The 18933-nt window shown below is 27.4% G+C and carries 16 protein-coding genes and 1 pseudogene; 1 reads left to right on the top strand and 16 read right to left on the bottom strand.

Annotation, left to right across the window (positions count from 1 at the left end; translation table 11 throughout):
• Positions 1 to 46 precede the first annotated feature (46 nt).
• The 10 genes from trpA to HCG70_RS01580 all read right to left on the bottom strand — a co-directional run bounded on the left by trpA (position 47) and on the right by HCG70_RS01580 (position 10706).
• The gene (trpA, locus tag HCG70_RS01625; RefSeq protein ID WP_042395456.1) at positions 47 to 817 is read right to left on the bottom strand and encodes a tryptophan synthase subunit alpha; all 771 of its coding nucleotides are present in this window, start codon (positions 815 to 817) and stop codon (positions 47 to 49) included.
• Positions 810 to 1994 carry a tryptophan synthase subunit beta gene (gene trpB, locus HCG70_RS01620; RefSeq protein WP_221697417.1) on the bottom strand — a complete coding sequence of 395 codons (1185 nt, stop codon included), beginning with the start codon at positions 1992 to 1994 and terminating at the stop codon, positions 810 to 812. The genes trpA and trpB overlap by 8 nt, the downstream gene beginning before the upstream one ends.
• Before the next feature lie 8 nt (positions 1995 to 2002).
• Positions 2003 to 2602 carry a phosphoribosylanthranilate isomerase gene (locus HCG70_RS01615; protein WP_221697416.1) on the bottom strand — a complete coding sequence of 200 codons (600 nt, stop codon included), beginning with the start codon at positions 2600 to 2602 and terminating at the stop codon, positions 2003 to 2005.
• Positions 2595 to 3380, bottom strand: a complete 786-nt coding sequence (gene trpC / locus HCG70_RS01610; protein WP_221697415.1) for an indole-3-glycerol phosphate synthase TrpC — start codon at positions 3378 to 3380, stop codon at positions 2595 to 2597. Before trpC ends, HCG70_RS01615 begins: the two co-directional genes overlap by 8 nt.
• Positions 3381 to 3388: 8 nt before the next feature.
• The gene (gene trpD, locus HCG70_RS01605; protein ID WP_042395446.1) at positions 3389 to 4396 is read right to left on the bottom strand and encodes an anthranilate phosphoribosyltransferase; all 1008 of its coding nucleotides are present in this window, start codon (positions 4394 to 4396) and stop codon (positions 3389 to 3391) included.
• Positions 4397 to 4524: 128 nt separating this feature from the next.
• Positions 4525 to 5088: an aminodeoxychorismate/anthranilate synthase component II gene (locus tag HCG70_RS01600; protein ID WP_055276593.1), complete on the bottom strand. Its 564-nt coding sequence runs from the start codon at positions 5086 to 5088 to the stop codon at positions 4525 to 4527.
• Complete coding sequence (trpE, locus tag HCG70_RS01595; protein ID WP_221697414.1) at positions 5088 to 6560, bottom strand: anthranilate synthase component I; 1473 nt, start codon at positions 6558 to 6560, stop codon at positions 5088 to 5090. Before trpE ends, HCG70_RS01600 begins: the two co-directional genes overlap by 1 nt.
• Before the next feature lie 417 nt (positions 6561 to 6977).
• Complete coding sequence (locus tag HCG70_RS01590; protein ID WP_042395437.1) at positions 6978 to 7349, bottom strand: hypothetical protein; 372 nt, start codon at positions 7347 to 7349, stop codon at positions 6978 to 6980.
• 238 nt (positions 7350 to 7587) lie between these two features.
• Positions 7588 to 9216, bottom strand: a complete 1629-nt coding sequence (locus HCG70_RS01585; RefSeq protein WP_221697413.1) for a hypothetical protein — start codon at positions 9214 to 9216, stop codon at positions 7588 to 7590.
• Between the two features lie 68 nt (positions 9217 to 9284).
• A complete protein-coding gene (locus tag HCG70_RS01580; RefSeq protein ID WP_221697412.1) occupies positions 9285 to 10706 on the bottom strand; it encodes a J domain-containing protein in 1422 nt (473 codons plus the stop codon).
• Between the two features lie 460 nt (positions 10707 to 11166).
• On the opposite strand from HCG70_RS01580, the gene HCG70_RS01575 reads away from it, so the two are divergent.
• Positions 11167 to 12105, top strand: a complete 939-nt coding sequence (locus HCG70_RS01575) for an L-lactate dehydrogenase (protein ID WP_042395429.1) — start codon at positions 11167 to 11169, stop codon at positions 12103 to 12105.
• A gap of 69 nt (positions 12106 to 12174) precedes the next feature.
• Here HCG70_RS01575 and HCG70_RS01570 read toward each other — a convergent pair whose 3' ends face one another.
• From HCG70_RS01570 to HCG70_RS01545, 6 genes and pseudogenes are all read right to left on the bottom strand, one after another.
• Positions 12175 to 13788, bottom strand: coding sequence for an SH3 domain-containing protein (locus HCG70_RS01570; RefSeq protein WP_221697411.1), 1614 nt, complete (start codon positions 13786 to 13788; stop codon positions 12175 to 12177).
• A 254-nt stretch (positions 13789 to 14042) separates the two neighbouring features.
• Positions 14043 to 15638, bottom strand: coding sequence for a PAS domain-containing sensor histidine kinase (locus tag HCG70_RS01565; RefSeq protein ID WP_221697410.1), 1596 nt, complete (start codon positions 15636 to 15638; stop codon positions 14043 to 14045).
• 165 nt (positions 15639 to 15803) lie between these two features.
• Positions 15804 to 16805 carry a C39 family peptidase gene (locus tag HCG70_RS01560; protein WP_154820743.1) on the bottom strand — a complete coding sequence of 334 codons (1002 nt, stop codon included), beginning with the start codon at positions 16803 to 16805 and terminating at the stop codon, positions 15804 to 15806.
• A 130-nt stretch (positions 16806 to 16935) separates the two neighbouring features.
• Positions 16936 to 17583 (bottom strand): manganese efflux pump MntP family protein, encoded by a 648-nt coding sequence (locus HCG70_RS01555; RefSeq protein WP_055278003.1) that lies wholly within the window; start codon positions 17581 to 17583, stop codon positions 16936 to 16938.
• Positions 17584 to 17808: 225 nt separating this feature from the next.
• Entirely contained in the window at positions 17809 to 18198 is a 390-nt protein-coding gene (locus HCG70_RS01550; RefSeq protein WP_055278002.1) for a hypothetical protein, read from the bottom strand.
• 139 nt (positions 18199 to 18337) lie between these two features.
• Positions 18338 to 18933 (bottom strand): annotated as a pseudogene (locus HCG70_RS01545) (hypothetical protein); the annotation flags it as partial.

Below are 18933 nucleotides of genomic sequence, written 5' to 3'. Positions count from 1 at the left end.
ATGCAACAGCACTTCTTAATAACCAAATTTTATACATGTTGAACTCCTATTTTATTGCATCTTTCATTTCTTTCACATAATTAAATAATTCATCATGCGCATTGTCCCCATATTTTGCAATTATCTTAACAATTGCACTTCCAACAATAACTCCATCTGCTACTTCTGCCATTTGCCTTGCTTGTTTTGAATTATTAATTCCAAAACCTATAGCACAAGGAATATCAGTAACTTCCTTAATTGATTTTACTATACTTGATATATCTGTTTTTATTTCATTCCTAACACCCGTAACCCCCATAGAAGAAACTACATAAATAAATCCTTTAGCCTCACTTGCTATTTTTTTTATTCTATTTTCTGAAGTAGGTGCAATTAAAGAAATAATATCAACATCAAATTTATTTGCTATATCTTCAATTTCATGTTTTTCTTCATAAGGTACATCTGGAATAATAATTCCATCAATTCCAACTTCTTTACATTCTTCAAAGAATTTTTCATACCCATACTTATAAACCGGATTAATATAAGTTAAAAATACTAATGGAATATTACTTTTTTCTCTTACCTTTTTTACAATTTCAAAAACTCCACTAGTTGTCATTCCACCTTTTAATGCTCTAATATTAGCTTCTTGAATTACTATACCTTCAGCTGTTGGATCTGAAAAAGGTATTCCTATTTCAATTAAATCAGCCCCTGCTCTTTCCATTTCTAAAATATATTCTACAGTCTTATCTGCTCCTGGATCACCTGCAGTTAAAAATCCTATAAATGCCTTTTTACTTTCAAATGCTTTATATATTTTACTCATAAATTTCTTCCCCCTTATATCTAGCTATTGCTGCAACATCTTTATCTCCTCTTCCTGAAAGATTAATAATAATATTTTCATCAGAGCTAAAATTCTTTGCTATTTTCATAGCATAAGCTACAGCATGTGCACTTTCTATTGCACAAATAATCCCTTCTGTTCTTGCTAAATACTCAAAGGCTTCAACTGCTTCATCATCAGTTATAGGTACATACTTAGCTCTTTTTATATCATTTAAATATGCATGTTCAGGTCCAATCCCCGGATAATCTAAACCTGCGGATATTGAGTAAACTGGAGCAATTTGCCCAAATTCATCTTGACAAAAATAAGACTTCATTCCATGAAATATACCTACTGTTCCATTAGCCATCGTTGCTGCATTTAATGCTGTATCTACACCTTTTCCTGCAGCTTCACATCCAATAAGCTGTACATCTTTATCTTCTATAAAGTTATAAAAGGCTCCAATTGCATTACTTCCACCACCAACACAAGCAATAACTGCACTAGGTAGCTTTCCTTCTGCCTTTAATATTTGTTCCCTTGCTTCTTTACTTATAACACTTTGAAAATCCCTTACTATTGTAGGAAATGGATGCGGTCCCATTACTGATCCTAAAACATAATGAGTATCAGAAATTCTACTTACCCATTCCCTCATAGTTTCATTAACAGCATCCTTTAAAGTCATTGTTCCACTAGTTACAGAATGAACCTTTGCCCCTAAAAGCTTCATTCTATACACATTTAAGGCTTGTCTATCTGTATCTTCATTCCCCATGAATATTTCACACTTTAACCCTAAAAGAGCTGCTGCAGTAGCTGTTGCTACACCATGTTGCCCTGCTCCTGTTTCTGCAATTATTCTTGTTTTACCTAATTTTTTAGCTAGCAAAGCTTGTCCAAGAACATTATTTATTTTGTGAGAGCCTGTATGATTTAAATCCTCCCTTTTTAAATAAATCTTTGCTCCTCCAAGATCTTTACTCATTTTTTCTGCATAATACAATAATGATGGTCGCCCAGCATATTCATTAAGTAATTTATTTAATTCCTCATTAAATTCTTTATCCTTTTTATAAAATTCATATTTTTCTTCAAGATTAATAAGTTCATTCATTAATGTTTCTGCTATATACTGTCCTCCGTAAATTCCAAATCTCCCTTTACTCATAAAATTACCTACCTTCCTACAATCTTTATTACTTCCTTCATTTTTTCAAAATCCTTAACTCCATTAGTTTCAATGCCACTGCTAATATCTATAGCCATTGGTTTTACCTTTAAAATAGCTTCATTTATATTTTCTAAATTTAATCCACCAGCAAGGAAAAATGGTCTATTAAGATTTTTTATATTATTCCAATTAAATGTCTTTCCTGTCCCTTGTCCATTATCTAACAATAAATAATCTGCACAAGAATCCTTCCATACTTCAATATCTTCAAAGCAGTTTACCTTTATTGCTTTTATAACTTCTTTTGTACTCCTTTCTTTTATAGTTTTTATATACTCCTCACTTTCATTTCCATGAAGTTGAACTATATCAATAATATTTTTATCTATTATCTCTAATACTTTTTCAATATCTTCATTAACAAAAACTCCAACAGCCTTAATATTAGTATTCAACTTACTTTTTAATTTTATTGCTTGTTTTATACTCACTTTTCTTTTGCTTTTAGCAAATACAAAGCCTATATAATCTGGATTTAACTCATTTACATATTCAATATCTTTTTCTCTAAATAACCCACAAAATTTTATTTTTACTTTACTCATATTTGTATCCTCTTAAATACTCTAAGGCTTTCTTTTTATCCTTACTTCTCATAAGAGTTTCACCTATTAATACTGCATTTACATTTGCTTTTCTCAAAATTTCTATATCCTCCGAAGTTTTTATTCCACTTTCAGCTATAAAAATAATATCTTCTGCTACTAGCTTTCTTAAATTTATAGAATTATTTATATTAACAGTAAAATCCTTAAGATTTCTATTATTTACTCCTATAATTCTTGCTCTAGCTCTTAAAGCCATTTTAATTTCATCTTCATCATGAGCCTCCACTAATGCTGATAATCCTAAGCTATCTGCTATTTTTATATACTTTTTTAAAGTATCTTCATTTAATATTGAACAAATAAGTAATACTGCACTTGCTCCTAAGATTTTAGCTTCATATATCATATATTCATCTATTACAAAATCTTTTCTTAATACAGGAATTTTTACTTCACTGGCTATTTCTTTCAAGAACTTATCTTCCCCTTTAAAGAAATATGGCTCTGTTAATACTGATATTGCATTTGCTCCGCTTTTTTCATAATCCTTTGCTATTTGTAAATAAGGAAATTCTTCTGCTATTATTCCCTTTGATGGTGATGCTTTTTTAACTTCACAAATAAATGATATTTCTTTACTTTTTAATACTTTTTCAAAGTAAAATTGCTGTTCAACTATTGATAGTGCTTCCTTTTTTACTAAATCAAAAGGCTTTTCCTTTTTCTTCTTTTCTAATCTAACCTTTGTCTTTTTAACTATTTCATCTAAAATCATTTAATCACCTACTCATTAGAAAACTTAATGAAATCTTCTAATTTCTTTTTAGCCTTTCCACTATCAATAATATCTTCTGCTAATCTAACACCATCTTTTATTGAATCAGCTTTTCCACCTAAATATAAAGCTGCTCCAGCATTTAAAACAACAGCATTTCTTTTAGCACCCTTTACTCCATTTAAAATAGAAAGAGTAATTTCTGCATTTTCATTAGGACTGCCTCCAACTAATTCTTCTTTATTACATCTTTCAAATCCAAAGTCCTCGGGACGTATTTTATAAGAATAAAATTTTCCATTCTTAATTTCACAAACTTTAGTAGCTGCACTCATAGATATTTCATCTAATTTATCTTCCCCATAAACTACTAATGCTCTTTTTACGCCTAAATTATCTAAGACTCTAGCTAAAGGTTCTACTAATTCTTCATCATAAACACCCATTAGCTCAATATTTGCTCCTGCAGGATTACTCAGTGGCCCTAACACATTAAATACAGTTCTTATTCCAAGCTCTTTTCTTACTGGTGCTACATACTTCATTGCAATATGATAATTTTGTGCAAATAAAAAACAAATACCTATTTTATTTAATAACTCAGTACTTTTTTCTGGCGAAATAGTTATATTTACTCCTAAGGCTTCTAATACATCCGCAGCCCCACACTTGCTACTTGCAGCTCTATTTCCATGCTTAGCAACCGGTACCCCTCCAGCTGCAATTACAATTGATGATGTAGTTGAAATATTAAATGAATTAGATCCATCTCCCCCAGTTCCCACTATTTCTAGTACATCCTTATCATGTAAAAGCTTTATACAGTGATTTCTCATTTCTTCTGCTGAAGCAGTGATTTCTCCAATAGTTTCACCTTTCATACTTAATGCAGTTAAATATGCACTTTTTTGAATATCACTTGCTTTCCCGCTCATAATTTCATTCATAACTTCCTTGGCCATGTTATAACCAATATCTTGCTTATTGCTTAGTTTAATAATTGCTTCTTTAATCATTTAAATTGCCCCCTCTTTTATTTTGCCTTTAAAGAACTTTTCATTTACGAATCTTTCTCTTTTAATTTGCGAACATCTCTAGTTAAATTTATGAATATTCCCTTAAGGCAAAGTACAATAAATTATTTTTAACTTAATAAATTATTTATTATTTTCAATCCATCCTTAGTTAATATTGATTCAGGATGAAACTGAACACCATATACTTTATTTTTCTTATCTTCAACTGCCATTACTTCATTATCATCAGTCATTGCTATTACTGATAACTCTAATGGTAAAGTATTTTTATCTACAGCTAAAGAGTGATATCTTCCAACCTTTATTTTTTCATTAAGCCCTCTAAACAACTTGCTATCATTATTCACATTAACTATGCTTGTCTTACCATGCATTAAGTTCTTAGCATAAGTAACTGTTGCTCCATAAGCCTCACATATTGCTTGATGACCTAAACATACCCCAAATATAGGTATCTTCCCTTTAAAATACTTAACTACATCAATACAAATTCCTGCATTCTTAGGTTTTCCTGGTCCTGGTGAAATAATTATTATTTCTGGATTCATTGCTTCAATTTCCTTAATACTCTTTTCATCATTTCTTATTACAGTAATATTAGAATCAATAGTTCCAATAAGCTGATAAAGGTTATAAGAAAAACTATCATAATTATCTATTAAAAGTATCATTATCTAATCCCACCCTTTGCAATATTTAATGCATTAATAACAGCCTTAGATTTATTTATACATTCCTCATATTCATTTTCTGGAACACTATCTGCAACAATACCAGCTCCTGATCTTACAAACACCTTTCCATTCTTTGCAAATGCAAGTCTTATTGAAATACACATATCTAAGTTTCCCGTAAAATCTATATATCCAATAGCTCCACCATATATTCCTCTTTTATTTCCTTCTAACTCATTTATTATTTCACAAGCCCTAAGTTTTGGTGCTCCTGATAATGTACCTGCTGGTAATATTGAATCTATTGCATCTAATGCATCCTTATCTGATCTTAATGTCCCAGATACTGTAGAACCTATATGCATTACATGAGAAAACTTTTCTATACTCATATATTTATCAACTTTTACTGAATTAATTTCACTTATTTTACCTATATCATTCCTACCTAAGTCAACAAGCATATTATGTTCTGCTAATTCCTTTTCATCAGCTAAAAGTTCTTTTTCTAACTCCAAATCTTCCTCTTCATCTTTTCCCCTTTTTCTAGTTCCAGCTAGTGGGAAAGTATATAACTTATTATTTTCAAGTTTTACTAAAGTTTCTGGTGAAGCTCCTGATATCTCAATATCATTACTATAAAAATAAAACATATAAGGTGATGGATTAGTACTTCTTAAAACTCTATAAGCATCTAAAATACTTCCCTCTATTTCAGCTTCAATTTTATTTGATAATACTACTTGAAAAATATCACCCTCTTTTATATATTCCTTGGCCTTTACTACCATATTGCAATATTGCTCTTTAGAAAAATAACTCCTATAATCTGACTTTATCTTTAATGGTCTTTCTTCAGCTTTTTTACCATTAATAATCAAATCTGCCATTGCCTTTAATTCAATTTCTGCTTTTCTATAATTAACTTCTAAATTTTCAACCTTAATATTTACAATTAAGATTATTTTTTGCCTATAATTATCAAATGCTATTACTTTATCAAAAAGCATTAAATCTACATCATTAAACTTTTCTTCATCATTAGCATTTAAATTTAAGCTCTGCTCTCCATATTTTATATAATCATAAGAAAAATATCCTACAAGTCCTCCAGTAAATGTAGGCATTCCCGAAATCCTTGGACTTTTATTTTCTTTTAATATTTTTCTTATATATTCATTTGGATGCTTTACTTCTTCTTCAATAGTGGTCCCTGTAGTAATTTTTAGTTTATGATTGTAGCAAGTAAGTTCAAGCTTTGGGTCATATCCTAAAAAGGTGTATCTTCCCATTTTATTAGTACTATCAACACTTTCTAAAATAAAAACATTAATACTGATTCCCTTTAAAATTTTTAAGGTTTCAATAGGAGTTTTTATATCCGAATATAACTCCATACTTATTGGTACAACTTTATAATCTTGATTCGTAGTAATTTTTTTTACTTCTTTTAAACTTGGATAAATCATCTTTTCCCTCCTAATGTACTATTAATAATTTAAAAATTTATAATAGTATACTTACTATTAAAGAACGTAAAAAATCCCGCCCAAGACAGTATAATTTACTGTCAAGGACGGGTAGAATATACTACACCCGCGGTGCCACCTTGATTCACGAAATAATCGTACACTTTATCAGATACTAACATATCCTAGACAACTAACGTATGTCAAACGTCATAGAATACTAGGAGTAAAACTCTTTTCACTATGCCCTCAGTGGTCCATTTAATAGGCTGCGTTCTGCTTGGCTCTCATCTTTCCAAACTCTCTGTTAGTGCACGATCTATTTTTATCTCCACTTCAACGGTTTAATCTTTTACTAATTTTAACATTTTTAATAAAATATTTCAATTAATTTTGATAAAAATATTTTCGCTTAATTTAAGCACATGTATTTACTTCTTTTTCTTTTTTTTCATAGTAATTTAAAATATTTATTATAAAATTTCTTGTGTCCATATCTAGTTTTCGTGTACTTGAAAGCTCGTTGACTGAAAAGTTTCTAGTATAAAAACTATATGCTAATTCAACTATAAATCTTGAAGTATTTATAATTCTTGTGTCATTTAATAATTCCTTAAATTTAATAGTAGTGCCACAAATATATTCTTTGGCAACACTATAAACTTCATCAATACTTAATAATTTTAATACTATATATAAATCTTTATTTAATTTTCCCATAAAATTTTTAACTAACTCTATATAATTTCTTTCATGATAAGAATCTACAAATGCTATATTATTTTCCATAACTAATCACTCCTTATGTAAACATTATACTATATTAATTTGTCAATTTTGTTACAACAATCTTAATATTCTCTTAAAAACCTTTAATATATATATTCCTCCACCCCTTTTATTACAGTTTATATATTTATATTATATAGTATCGTATACTACTTTGCAATTATTCTTCATATTATATTTTTGTTAAATAACTATAAACAAAATGAGCATATCTTTTTACAGATATGCTCATTTTTAATTACTTTTTATTCTCTTTTTTATTTTTTCTAAAAATCATATTTTTTAATTTGCCCCATCCATGCTTACTATCATTATTATCTATATCTTTACTTTTTATTGCAGGCTTTGCCTTAATAATTTCATCTCTTTCTATTTTTAAAGTACTATTTATATCTTCGTTTTTTATTTGCATTTTATTACTTTCAATGTAATTTACCTGACTATTTATATTTTTCTTAGCTACTTCCTTCTTCAAGATGTTACTATCTTCTTCAATAGTAGGCTTTGAAGTATTATCATAATTTAACTTTAATATAGAAATAGCACTTTCTAGCATATATAGTTTGTTATTATCACTAGAGTATAACCCCTCAACAAGTTTCCACTTAACCTCGTCTTTTTTCTTTACCCAAGCTTTAATATTTAGTGTATCTACACCATAAGCAATATCATTAATAGAAAATACTTCATCAAAGTTTTTATAAATAATATTATTTATTTTTTCTATAATATTAACTTTAATAATTGTTTCTAAAGAATTAAATATCTTTTTATTGCTCTTTAAAATATTATTCACACTTAAATCTACTTCTTGATTTAAGTCAAATTCTTTTTCATCAATTATCATTTTTAATAATTTACTTTCCTCATTTTCTGATATGTAAAATTCATTTATTATTTCACTCTTTTCAAGTAAATCATTTAATTTATCATAAAAATAGCTTAAGTATAACAACACAATTTTATCTTCATTAACTAATTCTTTCTCTATTTCACTTATCTCATCAATTATTTTATTTAATGTTATTATACATTCATAATTATTATTTTCTATAAAGGCTTTCTTTATTTTAATGAATAGACCTTTATTTTCAATATCATCCTCTTTTGTTATTTTATTTTCTATACTTTCAATTATATGCTCTACATTACTTATTGTATCTTCTTTTTGACCTTTGCTAGTTTCTGTAATTACTTCTTCTGAACTTGTTAAAATTTCATCTTCCGTAATTATTTCTTGTTCTTTAATTTCCTCTTCTTTTAATTCCTCTACTGCTAAAGCTATTTCCTCTTCAACAATAATTTCATCAGCTATATTTTTAAACCCTAATTCAATTTCTTCTGAAATTTTTTCTAACCCTAATTGAACTTCTTCATCAATTTCTTCCATTGATATTCCGTTTGCTTTTTCTTTAGTTTCTTGAAGTTCTAAATCAACAACCTCTTCTTCTTGCTCTTTAATTTCTATACAAATTTCATCTTTTTCAAGATCATCTATAGACTCCTCTTCAACAACAAACTCTAAAATTGATTTATTCTTTTCTTCATCTTTTGTATCTTCTTTTTTCTCTTTAGAAAAATCTTCACTTAATGACTCTTGTCCACTTATTGTATATTCTTCTTTTACTTTTGTGTCATCAATAAATCTTATATCTATCTCATTAATATTATCTAAGCCAATACTACTTTCATCAATCTCTTCATTTGGATTAATATTTATATTTTTAACGTCAATATTGACAGCTTTTTTTAATATCTCTATATCTTTTTTTAATTTTTTTATTTCAGTATTGGCTAAAGCCAAGTTTATTTTTAACTTTTCTATTTCTTGTATATCTAAATGTTTTTCATCAATAGCTTTTCCCAATTTTTCATTCTCCTCTCGTGATGGATTTCAATTCTCCGTTTTATAGGCTATTTTAGCCTATTTTTCTCTTACCCAAAAACAAAGCCTTTTAAAGCTTTATTACTTGTGTCCACTGAACTTGAAATTAACTTAAGTACACTTGGTAAAAATATAGAAATTATAAATCCAATAGCACAAATTACAAATATATTATATTCCCTAGGTATTTGACCTGTATAAATTCTATAACCATGAATAGCACTAATTGCAATTGCTCCAATAATTATAATCTTTGATACTATCCAAGATGATACACTTAACACCTTACAAATTATACCTAATAATGTTAAAACAGCTATAATAGGAAGTGCTAAAATTTTTAAAGGTATTAATACTATACTAGTAACCCCTACTGACTTTTGTTTATTTGCAACTTTATTAATTCTTTTATTAACTCCATCCTTTACAGCTTGTCTTCCTATTTTGTCAGACTGTACTGCACTTTCATTTTGATAATTTTCACCTTGTCTATTATTTTTACTAAAGCCATCATTTTTACCGTTACTTGTATTACTTTTCTTAGTATTATTGTAACCTTTATTTCTTTCAGAATCATTATTTTTTTTCTTAATATTTTCTTTTTTATTTTTTATATTACTTTTCTTTTTATTTTTCTTGTTTTTAATAACTTTTCCTATAAAGTCATTTTCATATTCATCTTCACTATCAAATTCATCCTCATAGTCATTATTAAAAAACTCATTTACACTTTCAAATTCAACTTTAGATTTATATATAGGTACTTCGCTTTTTTTAGCACTTTCTTTAAGTACTTCCCTTTCTATTTCTTCTCTACTCATTATTATAGTAGCTGCATAGCTTTCATTTATATTTTGAGGTTCCTTTATATATATACTATCATTTATAGCTTTATCTTTATTTATAGCTTTATCTTTATTTATATCTTTATCTTCATTTATACCTTTATCTTCATTTATACTTTTATTCGCATCTTCTACTATAGTATTACCTATTCCATTTTCAACTTTATCTTCTTTTATATAAAGTTTCATTCCATCATTTAAATTAACAATATTTTTTTCATCTGATGCTATATTACTAGTTTCAATATTGCTATTTTCACTAAAGTCTTCACCTAAAATTTCTTTACATTTTACCTTCGAATACTCTTCAAAGCTATCCTTAGGGCAATCCCCTATAATTTTATCTTCATCGTTAACATTTCTTGATTTTTCCTTCTCTTCTACTGATTTAAATAACTTACTTACTTCTTCATCAAATACACCTTCATTTTCTTCTATTGGCTGAATTATTTCTTTTTTCTCTACATTTAACGCAGCTAATGCCTCATCAAATAATTCTATAAATTTATTTAATCTTTTTTCATCCTTAACTTCACTTTTAAAATAAGCAACTTGTTTTTCATAAGCTCTTTTAATTTCTTCTTTTGAGGCATTTTCTTCAACACCTAATACTTTATAATAATTCACAAAATCGCCTCCTTATTGTCACATTACATATTATTTATTTAAATATATAAAAGCATATGCTGTCCTTATTACTGATTATATCAATTTTATAAAAAATAAAAAGGTGCAAATTATAATAAAAAATCAAATTCATTATAATTACACCTTTTGTTTTTATAGTATCAGTTATGGTTTTATTTAACTTATATTGATGCTAGTATAAGCATTATAATTTTTAAATATAAATATGCTATATTCTGGATTAATTTCACTATATCAATATTTATTTTACAATATATTTATCTTTTCTTTAATTTTCTTTATTTTTCATCCTTTTATACATAAATAAGGTAAATATATTGCAATTTTTTAACAATATAACTATAATATAATTATTAACAAATAATAATTATTTTTTATTTCTATAATATATTTATTAATAATACAAATACTATATGTAAAAATTAAATGAGGTGAAATTATGAGTAAAATATCAATAATTGGAGCAGGTGCTATTGGTGCAACTACTGCATTTGCATTGCTACAAAGAGGAATTGCAAGAGAAATAGTAATAAATGATATAAATCAAGAAAAAGCATTAGGTGAAGTTATGGACTTAATGCATGGAAGCTCATTATGCCGTCCATGTAATGTTACTTTAGGAACTTTAGAAGATACAAAAAATTCGGATATAATTATAATTACTGCTGGCTCACCACAAAAACCTGGTGAAACAAGATTAGACTTAGTAGATAAAAACTACGCAATATTTAAAAGCTTCATTCCTAGACTTGCTGAATTAAGCCCTAATTCAATTTTACTAGTTGTTTCTAACCCAGTTGATATACTTGCATATATGACATATAAATTATCAGGATTCCCAAAAGAAAGAGTTATAGGTTCTGGAACTGTTTTAGATACTGCAAGACTTAGAAGTTTATTAGGTAAGTATTTTGGTATAGATGGAAGAAATGTTGAAGGATATGTTCTTGGAGAACATGGTGATAGTGAATTTGTAACTTGGTCTTCATTAATGGTAGGAAGTATTCCTGTTAAAAGCTTCTCTGAACAAAATTCAATAACATGGGATGAAGGAAATGAAACTGTTATTGCAGAAGATGTTAAAAACTGTGCTTATGAAGTTATAAAGAGAAAAGGTGCAACAGCATTTTCAGTTGCAATTGCATTAACAAGAATTGTTGAAGCTATTATCAGAGACGAAAAAAGTATTTTAACTGTTTCAACACTTTTAAATGACTACTATGGAGTTAGTGATGCTTACTTAAGTGTTCCAACTATCCTTGGTAAAAACGGTATTGAAAAAGTATTAAACATTCAATTATCTAAAGAAGAGCAAGAAAAATTTGTTTCATCAGCAAACTTAATGAAGCAATACATTGATAGAATTAACGATAAATAAAATTACAGTAATATAAAAATAGCCATGAAATTAATAAATATTATTAATTTCATGGTCCTATTTCTTACTTTATAATACTCTTCTAGCTCTTTTAGCTGAATCCCAACGTACATCTGTTATTCTAACAGTTTTACCTGTGTTAGGTGATTCAATCCATTGTCCATTTCCTATATACATAGCAACATGTCCAAGATTGCTATCGAATAATAAATCTCCTGGTTGTATATTATTTATAGATACTTCAACACCAGCATTTATTTGATCATAAGTGCTTCTTCCAATATTAATATTTGCCTTAGCAAATGCCCATTGCATAAGCCCAGAACAATCAAAAGCTCTTAATCCACTATCTACATACTGCTCTAATGCATCATATTTTCCTTGTGCTGCGTAACTAGGAAATCTTCCTTTTAAACTATCAATTGAAGCTCTAGTAACTAACTCACCAGCTGCACCATAAGCATAAGGTGAACCTATTTGTGATTTTAAAGCTTCTAAAACTATTTCATATGAACTAGATACAGATTCTGTACTACCAGTACTTCCTGTATTTCCACCATTATTTGTAGTTCCAGTTGTTATCTTAACATAATCAGCACTTACGTAACCTGTAGATCCATTAAAGTTAATTTTATACCAATTTCCTTCTTTTCCTGTTATAGTTACAGTTTGATTATTTAAAAGGTATCCTAAAACTAATGAATTTGATGAAGCTTCTTTTCTTACTCTAAGATTTGAAGAAACATTTACTACTACTCCAGTTTCATTCATAGCTTCACTTGATGAAGAATTTCCATTTGAAACTGAACCATTGCTTGTACTATTATTATCACTACCAGAAGATGGTTTATTTTCAGTTATATAATCCTTATGAACATAAGCTGTTGATGAATTATAAGTTATCTTATACCAACTTCCACTTTCTCCTATAATATTAACAGAATTTCCTGAATATAAAGTACCTAAAATAGTAGAACTTGTTGATGCAGCACTTCTTACATTTAATCCACCACTACTTACATTATACACATATCCCGTTTTATTAATTACATTTTCAGAAGAATTATTGCTTTCGTTACTTGCATTATTACCGTTATTTGTACTATTATTATTTGTACTTCCATTTGTAGTATTATTTGAGCTTCCATCAACTAATATATAGTCTTTATGAACATATCCATAACCACTATTATATTTAATCTTGTACCAGCTTCCTTCCACTCCAACTATACTTACTGAAGTGTTATTAGTTATATATCCTAATACTGATGCACTCGTTGAGGCTCCACTTCTTACTCTTAAATTTGAAGTTACATTAACTACCTTTCCAGTTGATGAAACTGTTGAAGATTCTGTAATTTCCTTAACATAATCTCCATGAACAAATCCACTTCCACCATTATATTTAATTTCATACCAACTACCACTTTTTGAAATAATGTCAAATGTAGCACCATTTCTTAATGTTCCAAGTACCGTTGAATTTGTATTAGCAGCTGATCTAACTCTTAAAGTTGAAGTTACATTAACTACTTGTCCTTTACTTACAGATGCCACGGCAACCCCACTATTATTAACAGTAGTTGCATTTACAGGTATAGTTTTAGCACTTAACATAGCTCCTACAACACCCGAAACAGCAATTATTTTTTTTAGCTTTTTCTTCTGCATTCTATTTTTCACATCCCCACCTATTAAAATATATATTTAGACATAATAAATTATATATTTTAATCAATGATTTTTCCATATATTTTACTACTTTTCTCATAAAATTCATTATTAAGATTAAATTTGTCATTTTAGCATTATTTTTTTATAAATTTAAAATATTATATAGATTAAAATTGTGATTTTATAATCATATTTCTGCACATAAACATCTTCAATTTATAAAATTACATTTTGTCATTTCTTCTATAAAATTATAAATTTACTTAAAACTCATATATATCTGAAAATTCAACAATGCACCTTTCAATTTTAGTTGTTTTAACCATTTTTTTATGTTCAGTTGAACAATCATTAACTGTTCTAATTGGGATAGAAAAAGTAAATTGTGTTCCTTGTCCAATTTCACTATTTACTTTTATTTCGCCCTCGTGCATTTCAACTAAAGACTTTACAAGAGCTAAACCAATTCCACTTCCCTCAGTCATTCTATTTAATTTATTATTAATTCTCTTAAATCTATTAAATATAATACCTATTTCTTCTTGTGAAATTCCAATTCCGTTATCTTTAATAGAAATTAATACATATCCATTATCAATCGATAAATTAACATCTATCTTTCCAACTTTAGTTTTATCCTTACTCGTATACTTAATTGCATTTGAAATTAAATTTAATACTATTCTTTCTATTTTTTCCTGATCACAAGCTAACATAACTTCTTCAACTTCAGTATCAAAAGTTATTTCAATATTTTTTCCTTCAACATAACTAATTACAGATGTAACCATATCTTCAACTAAATAAACTATATTACAATTCTTCATATTTAAATTATAATAACCCATATCAAACTCACTAGCATCTATAATATTAGTTACCAATCTCAATAGTCTATAGGAATTTTGTTTAATTGAATTTATATATTTATCTAAATTAAAACCATCAGCACTTATAATTTGATTGTTTTTAATACCATGCTCTATTAACTGTAGTGCAGAAAAAGTTATATTTAATGGTGTTTTAAACTCATGAGACATATTTGTAAAAAATTCATTTTTTATTAATTCTATATGAAAGGCTTCTTCATACTTTTTACTTTCTGATTCATATTTTTTCTCTTCAGTAATATCGCTTCCTGAACCTACAAAGATTTCCCACTCTTTAATATATATTCCTTTCCAATAAATAATTTTATACTCCCCATTCTTACATCTACACCTATTTGTACCTTCAAACAACTTTCCATCTATTTTACTAACCCTAGCCATAGCTATAACATTATTTTTTTCATCTGGATGAAACAAATCTTGCCACATTATATTTTTCAAATCCTCATCTGTCCATCCTAAACACTTTTGCCACTCCTGACTAACCCTAATTATTCTTCCTTGCTTATCTAAAAATCCAAGCAAATCAGTGGTTGTGTTTAAAAGCATAGAGATTTTTGCTTCCGCTCCCTCATACTTATTAACTGCTAATTTCAAATCTCTCTCTAAATTATTTATTATATTATCATTTTTCTCTTTATCATCGTATTTTTTCGGATCAAATCTCATTAAATATGCTTCTTCACTATTCCATTTCGTTTTATATACTTTTCCAATAAAACTTTCAATACATTTTTCTTTACTTCTAAAACTATATATATTATCATTCTCATTTAAAAGCTTATATGAATATTTAATATTCCAAAACAATTTACTATTATACAGTAAATCCTCTTCTAAATTCATATCTATTACTTCTTCTGCTTTATACTTTAGTTTTTCCGCAAATTTTTTATTACAAAACTTAATTATTTTACTCTCATTAATAACAACAATATAGTCGCTTACATCCTCAAATATTTTTTCCATTTTTTCCTCGTTTTTTTATTTTTCCTATTTATCTACCATTTTCGCCTTACATTCTTACTATTATATCCAACTAACTCACAATTTTCAAGATATAATTACATATAATACAAAAAAGCCACATTAAACTTTTTTAAGTTTAATATAGCTTTAATTTAAAATAAAAATTTAATTCTGCTTATGAATAACATACATTATATAATTTGATCTTTCCCACGCTTTCATAAATTCTTCTAACTTATATTTTAATCTAACACTTTTATCATCTTTCCCAGCTGGGTCATTTACTATAATCCATTTCCCATCTTTATTAACTTCAATTCCACAAACAACAATCAAGTGTCCATTTGTAGTTAATGGTGCATTTTCAATATATGGATACTCCTTCTTATTAATATCATTTGTATACTTTACACTAACTTCAATTGGATTTCCATTGCTAATTTCCCTTATAAGTGAATCTATTCCTCCATATTCAACATATGCTTTATATCCAAGGCTTCCTGCATAAGCTACATTATAAGTCCAATTCCCAAATTCATTATAATTGTAATCAAAACAACTATATGCCACATCTTCAACTTTTAAATTTTCTCCTAATCTATTTAACAACATAGTTAAACTTGTTGGACTACAAATTTTATGTGCTATTTTTTCATCTCTTTTCATTTGTGAAATACACGGAGTTTCTATCAATTTATTTATTAATTCATATTTTTTATTTTTTAAATCATTATTATTTTCTTTATAATAAGTAATTGCTACTTCCCTAATATCTGCTGCAAAGCCTTTATTATCATAATAACTAATTATTTTTAGTTCAATGGCTTTACCGCTATATCCTTCATTTATGCTTAAAGTATCAACATCAATTCTTACTTCATCACACTTACTACTTTCTGAACCTCTTTTTATATTTGTACCCCATTTTCCCCAAGACATCCATTCTGACCATTTTTTCTTTTTATCTTTCTTATTCTGAACAAAAACTCTTGCTTGAACAACAATATAAGAATTTAATGGGGTTACTGCATTCCATGAAACTATAATCTTCTTAAAATCATCAAATTTAATAACTTTAGATAAATATATCTCATTATTTTCTTCTTTTATTACCTTTAATTTTTTCTTGTTAATAAATATCATTGAATTTAAATATTTATTACTCACCTATTCTCTCCCATATTAAATAGTATTCAAATATCATTATATTTGATTAATAAAAAATTGATAATAAATTAATATTTTATATTTTTAGTGCGTATTTTATTTATTATTCTTACTTAATTTTTATATACTTTTATTTAAAAATGCTTTGTAATAAATGTGTTAAAATTCCTGTATGTTCATTAAATATATTTATTCCTATAAGAATTAAAATGATACCACCTACAAGTTCTGCATAATCTTTAAATAACCCGCCTATTTTTTTACCTGCAATTACACCAATAAAACAGACAATAAATGTTATAATGCCTATTATAGTTGATGATGAAACTATATTAACATTTAAAAATGCAAAGCTTATCCCTACAGCTAAAGCATCTATACTTGTTGCTATTGCTAATGTTGTTAATTCCTTATTTGATAATTCTTCTTCTCTTACTCTTTCTTCCTCTAAAGTTGTACTAGCTTCATTAGCAGCTTCATTTTTTTCTTCTTTTGCTTCTTTTCTATTTTCATAAAACTCATAAATCATTTTTCCACCTAAAATAGAAAGTAAAATTAAAGCAATCCAATGATCTATTGCTTGTATATAGCCTTGAAAGCTTATTCCTAAAAGCCATCCTATTAAAGGCATAGCTGCTTGGAATACCCCAAAAAACAATGCTATTTTTATAGCCATTTTTTTAGTTAAATTTTTAAGCATCATTCCCTTTGTTACTGATACTGCAAAGGCATCCATTGCTAATGCAAAACCAGTAAGTATAATTGTAATAATGTTCATATCTCTTCTCCTTCTTTTTATTATTATTTACAAAAAAAAATAACGAGATTCATGGATGCTCAAAAAAAGCATCCATGAGTCTCGTTATTTAAGATTAAGCCAGGCTTTTAACAGCCATTATGTTGACCTAACCACATTTTCATGCTAACTACTCCCTCATCAGGACTAATAAATAATAACATCTTTATTCTTTATTGTCAATTGATAATGATATTACTCTAATTTTTATTGAAAATCTTTTATTACTTTAGACATAGCTAATGCTAAATTATCATTGTGTGAATTATTTCTTATAAATATAAGCTCTTTCTTTAATGTTTTTATTTTTATTAATTCTTCATTCTCATTTGATATTACCGAAAATCCTTTTAGGTCTTTTAATGCTATTTTCTCTAAATCTCTTACTTCTTCAGCGTATCCAATCGCTGCATGTCCTATATATTCTAAGTAAAGTGTATCATTAGTTAAGATTATGTTTACTTTATCTGCAATATCTCCACCAGCTCTAGTTAGTAAATTTCCTAGAAAATTTGTAATGACATCCTTATTATTGATAAACTTTGCAACAGTAATCTTCATTAAGATATCTTCACTATTTAAATTTAATTTAAACATTAAAATCACCCCTAAATATATATATCTATTTTAATTATATAGTAATATAATCCATTTTTAAATGTTTTTTGAAATATAAAAGCCCAATATTAATTAAAATATTGAGCTTAAACTTTATATCTTTATAGGCTTATTTTAGCTACCTTGGAGTAAATGCAAATATTGAGCATAATGGGATTGCTATATTATTATTTTTCTCAATTTGATTTGTACTACTTCCAAAAAGCACACCATTTGACACTGCAACTACAGTTATTGTATATGAAGCTGCTGTATTATCAATTACATCTACTTCAATTTTTTTACCTATATATTTTGTTAATGCAGCTGCTAAATCTGCATTACAACAACAATCAGAAGTAGGTAGTGTAGTTGGTGTAATTGCTTTAGGATAAGTGATATATTTAACATTACATAATGATATAGTATATACATCTTGTGAACCAGTATTGTCCTTTACATCTACTAAATCACTATCTACGCTATATCCTGTTGATGTTACATTTCCGTTTATTGTTGTATTATAAGTCACTAGTGATATTCCTGTTTGTCCTCTTATTAGTCCCACTGCATAATTAGTTGGATCTTTACAACAGCATTCTCCTCCTGGACCTGTTGGGCCTGTTACTCCTATTCCTGTTGGACCTGTTACTCCAGTTGCTCCTGTAATTCCTCTTCCTGTTGGACCTGTTACTCCAGTTGCTCCTGTAATTCCTACTCCTGTTGGGCCTGTTA

It is taken from the genome of Clostridium sp. K04 (assembly GCF_019734375.1).
Taxonomy (GTDB): Bacteria; Bacillota; Clostridia; order Clostridiales; family Clostridiaceae; genus Clostridium; species Clostridium saudiense.
The sequence above is the reverse complement of the archived record's forward strand: the minus strand, read 5'-3'. Positions and strand labels throughout refer to the sequence as shown.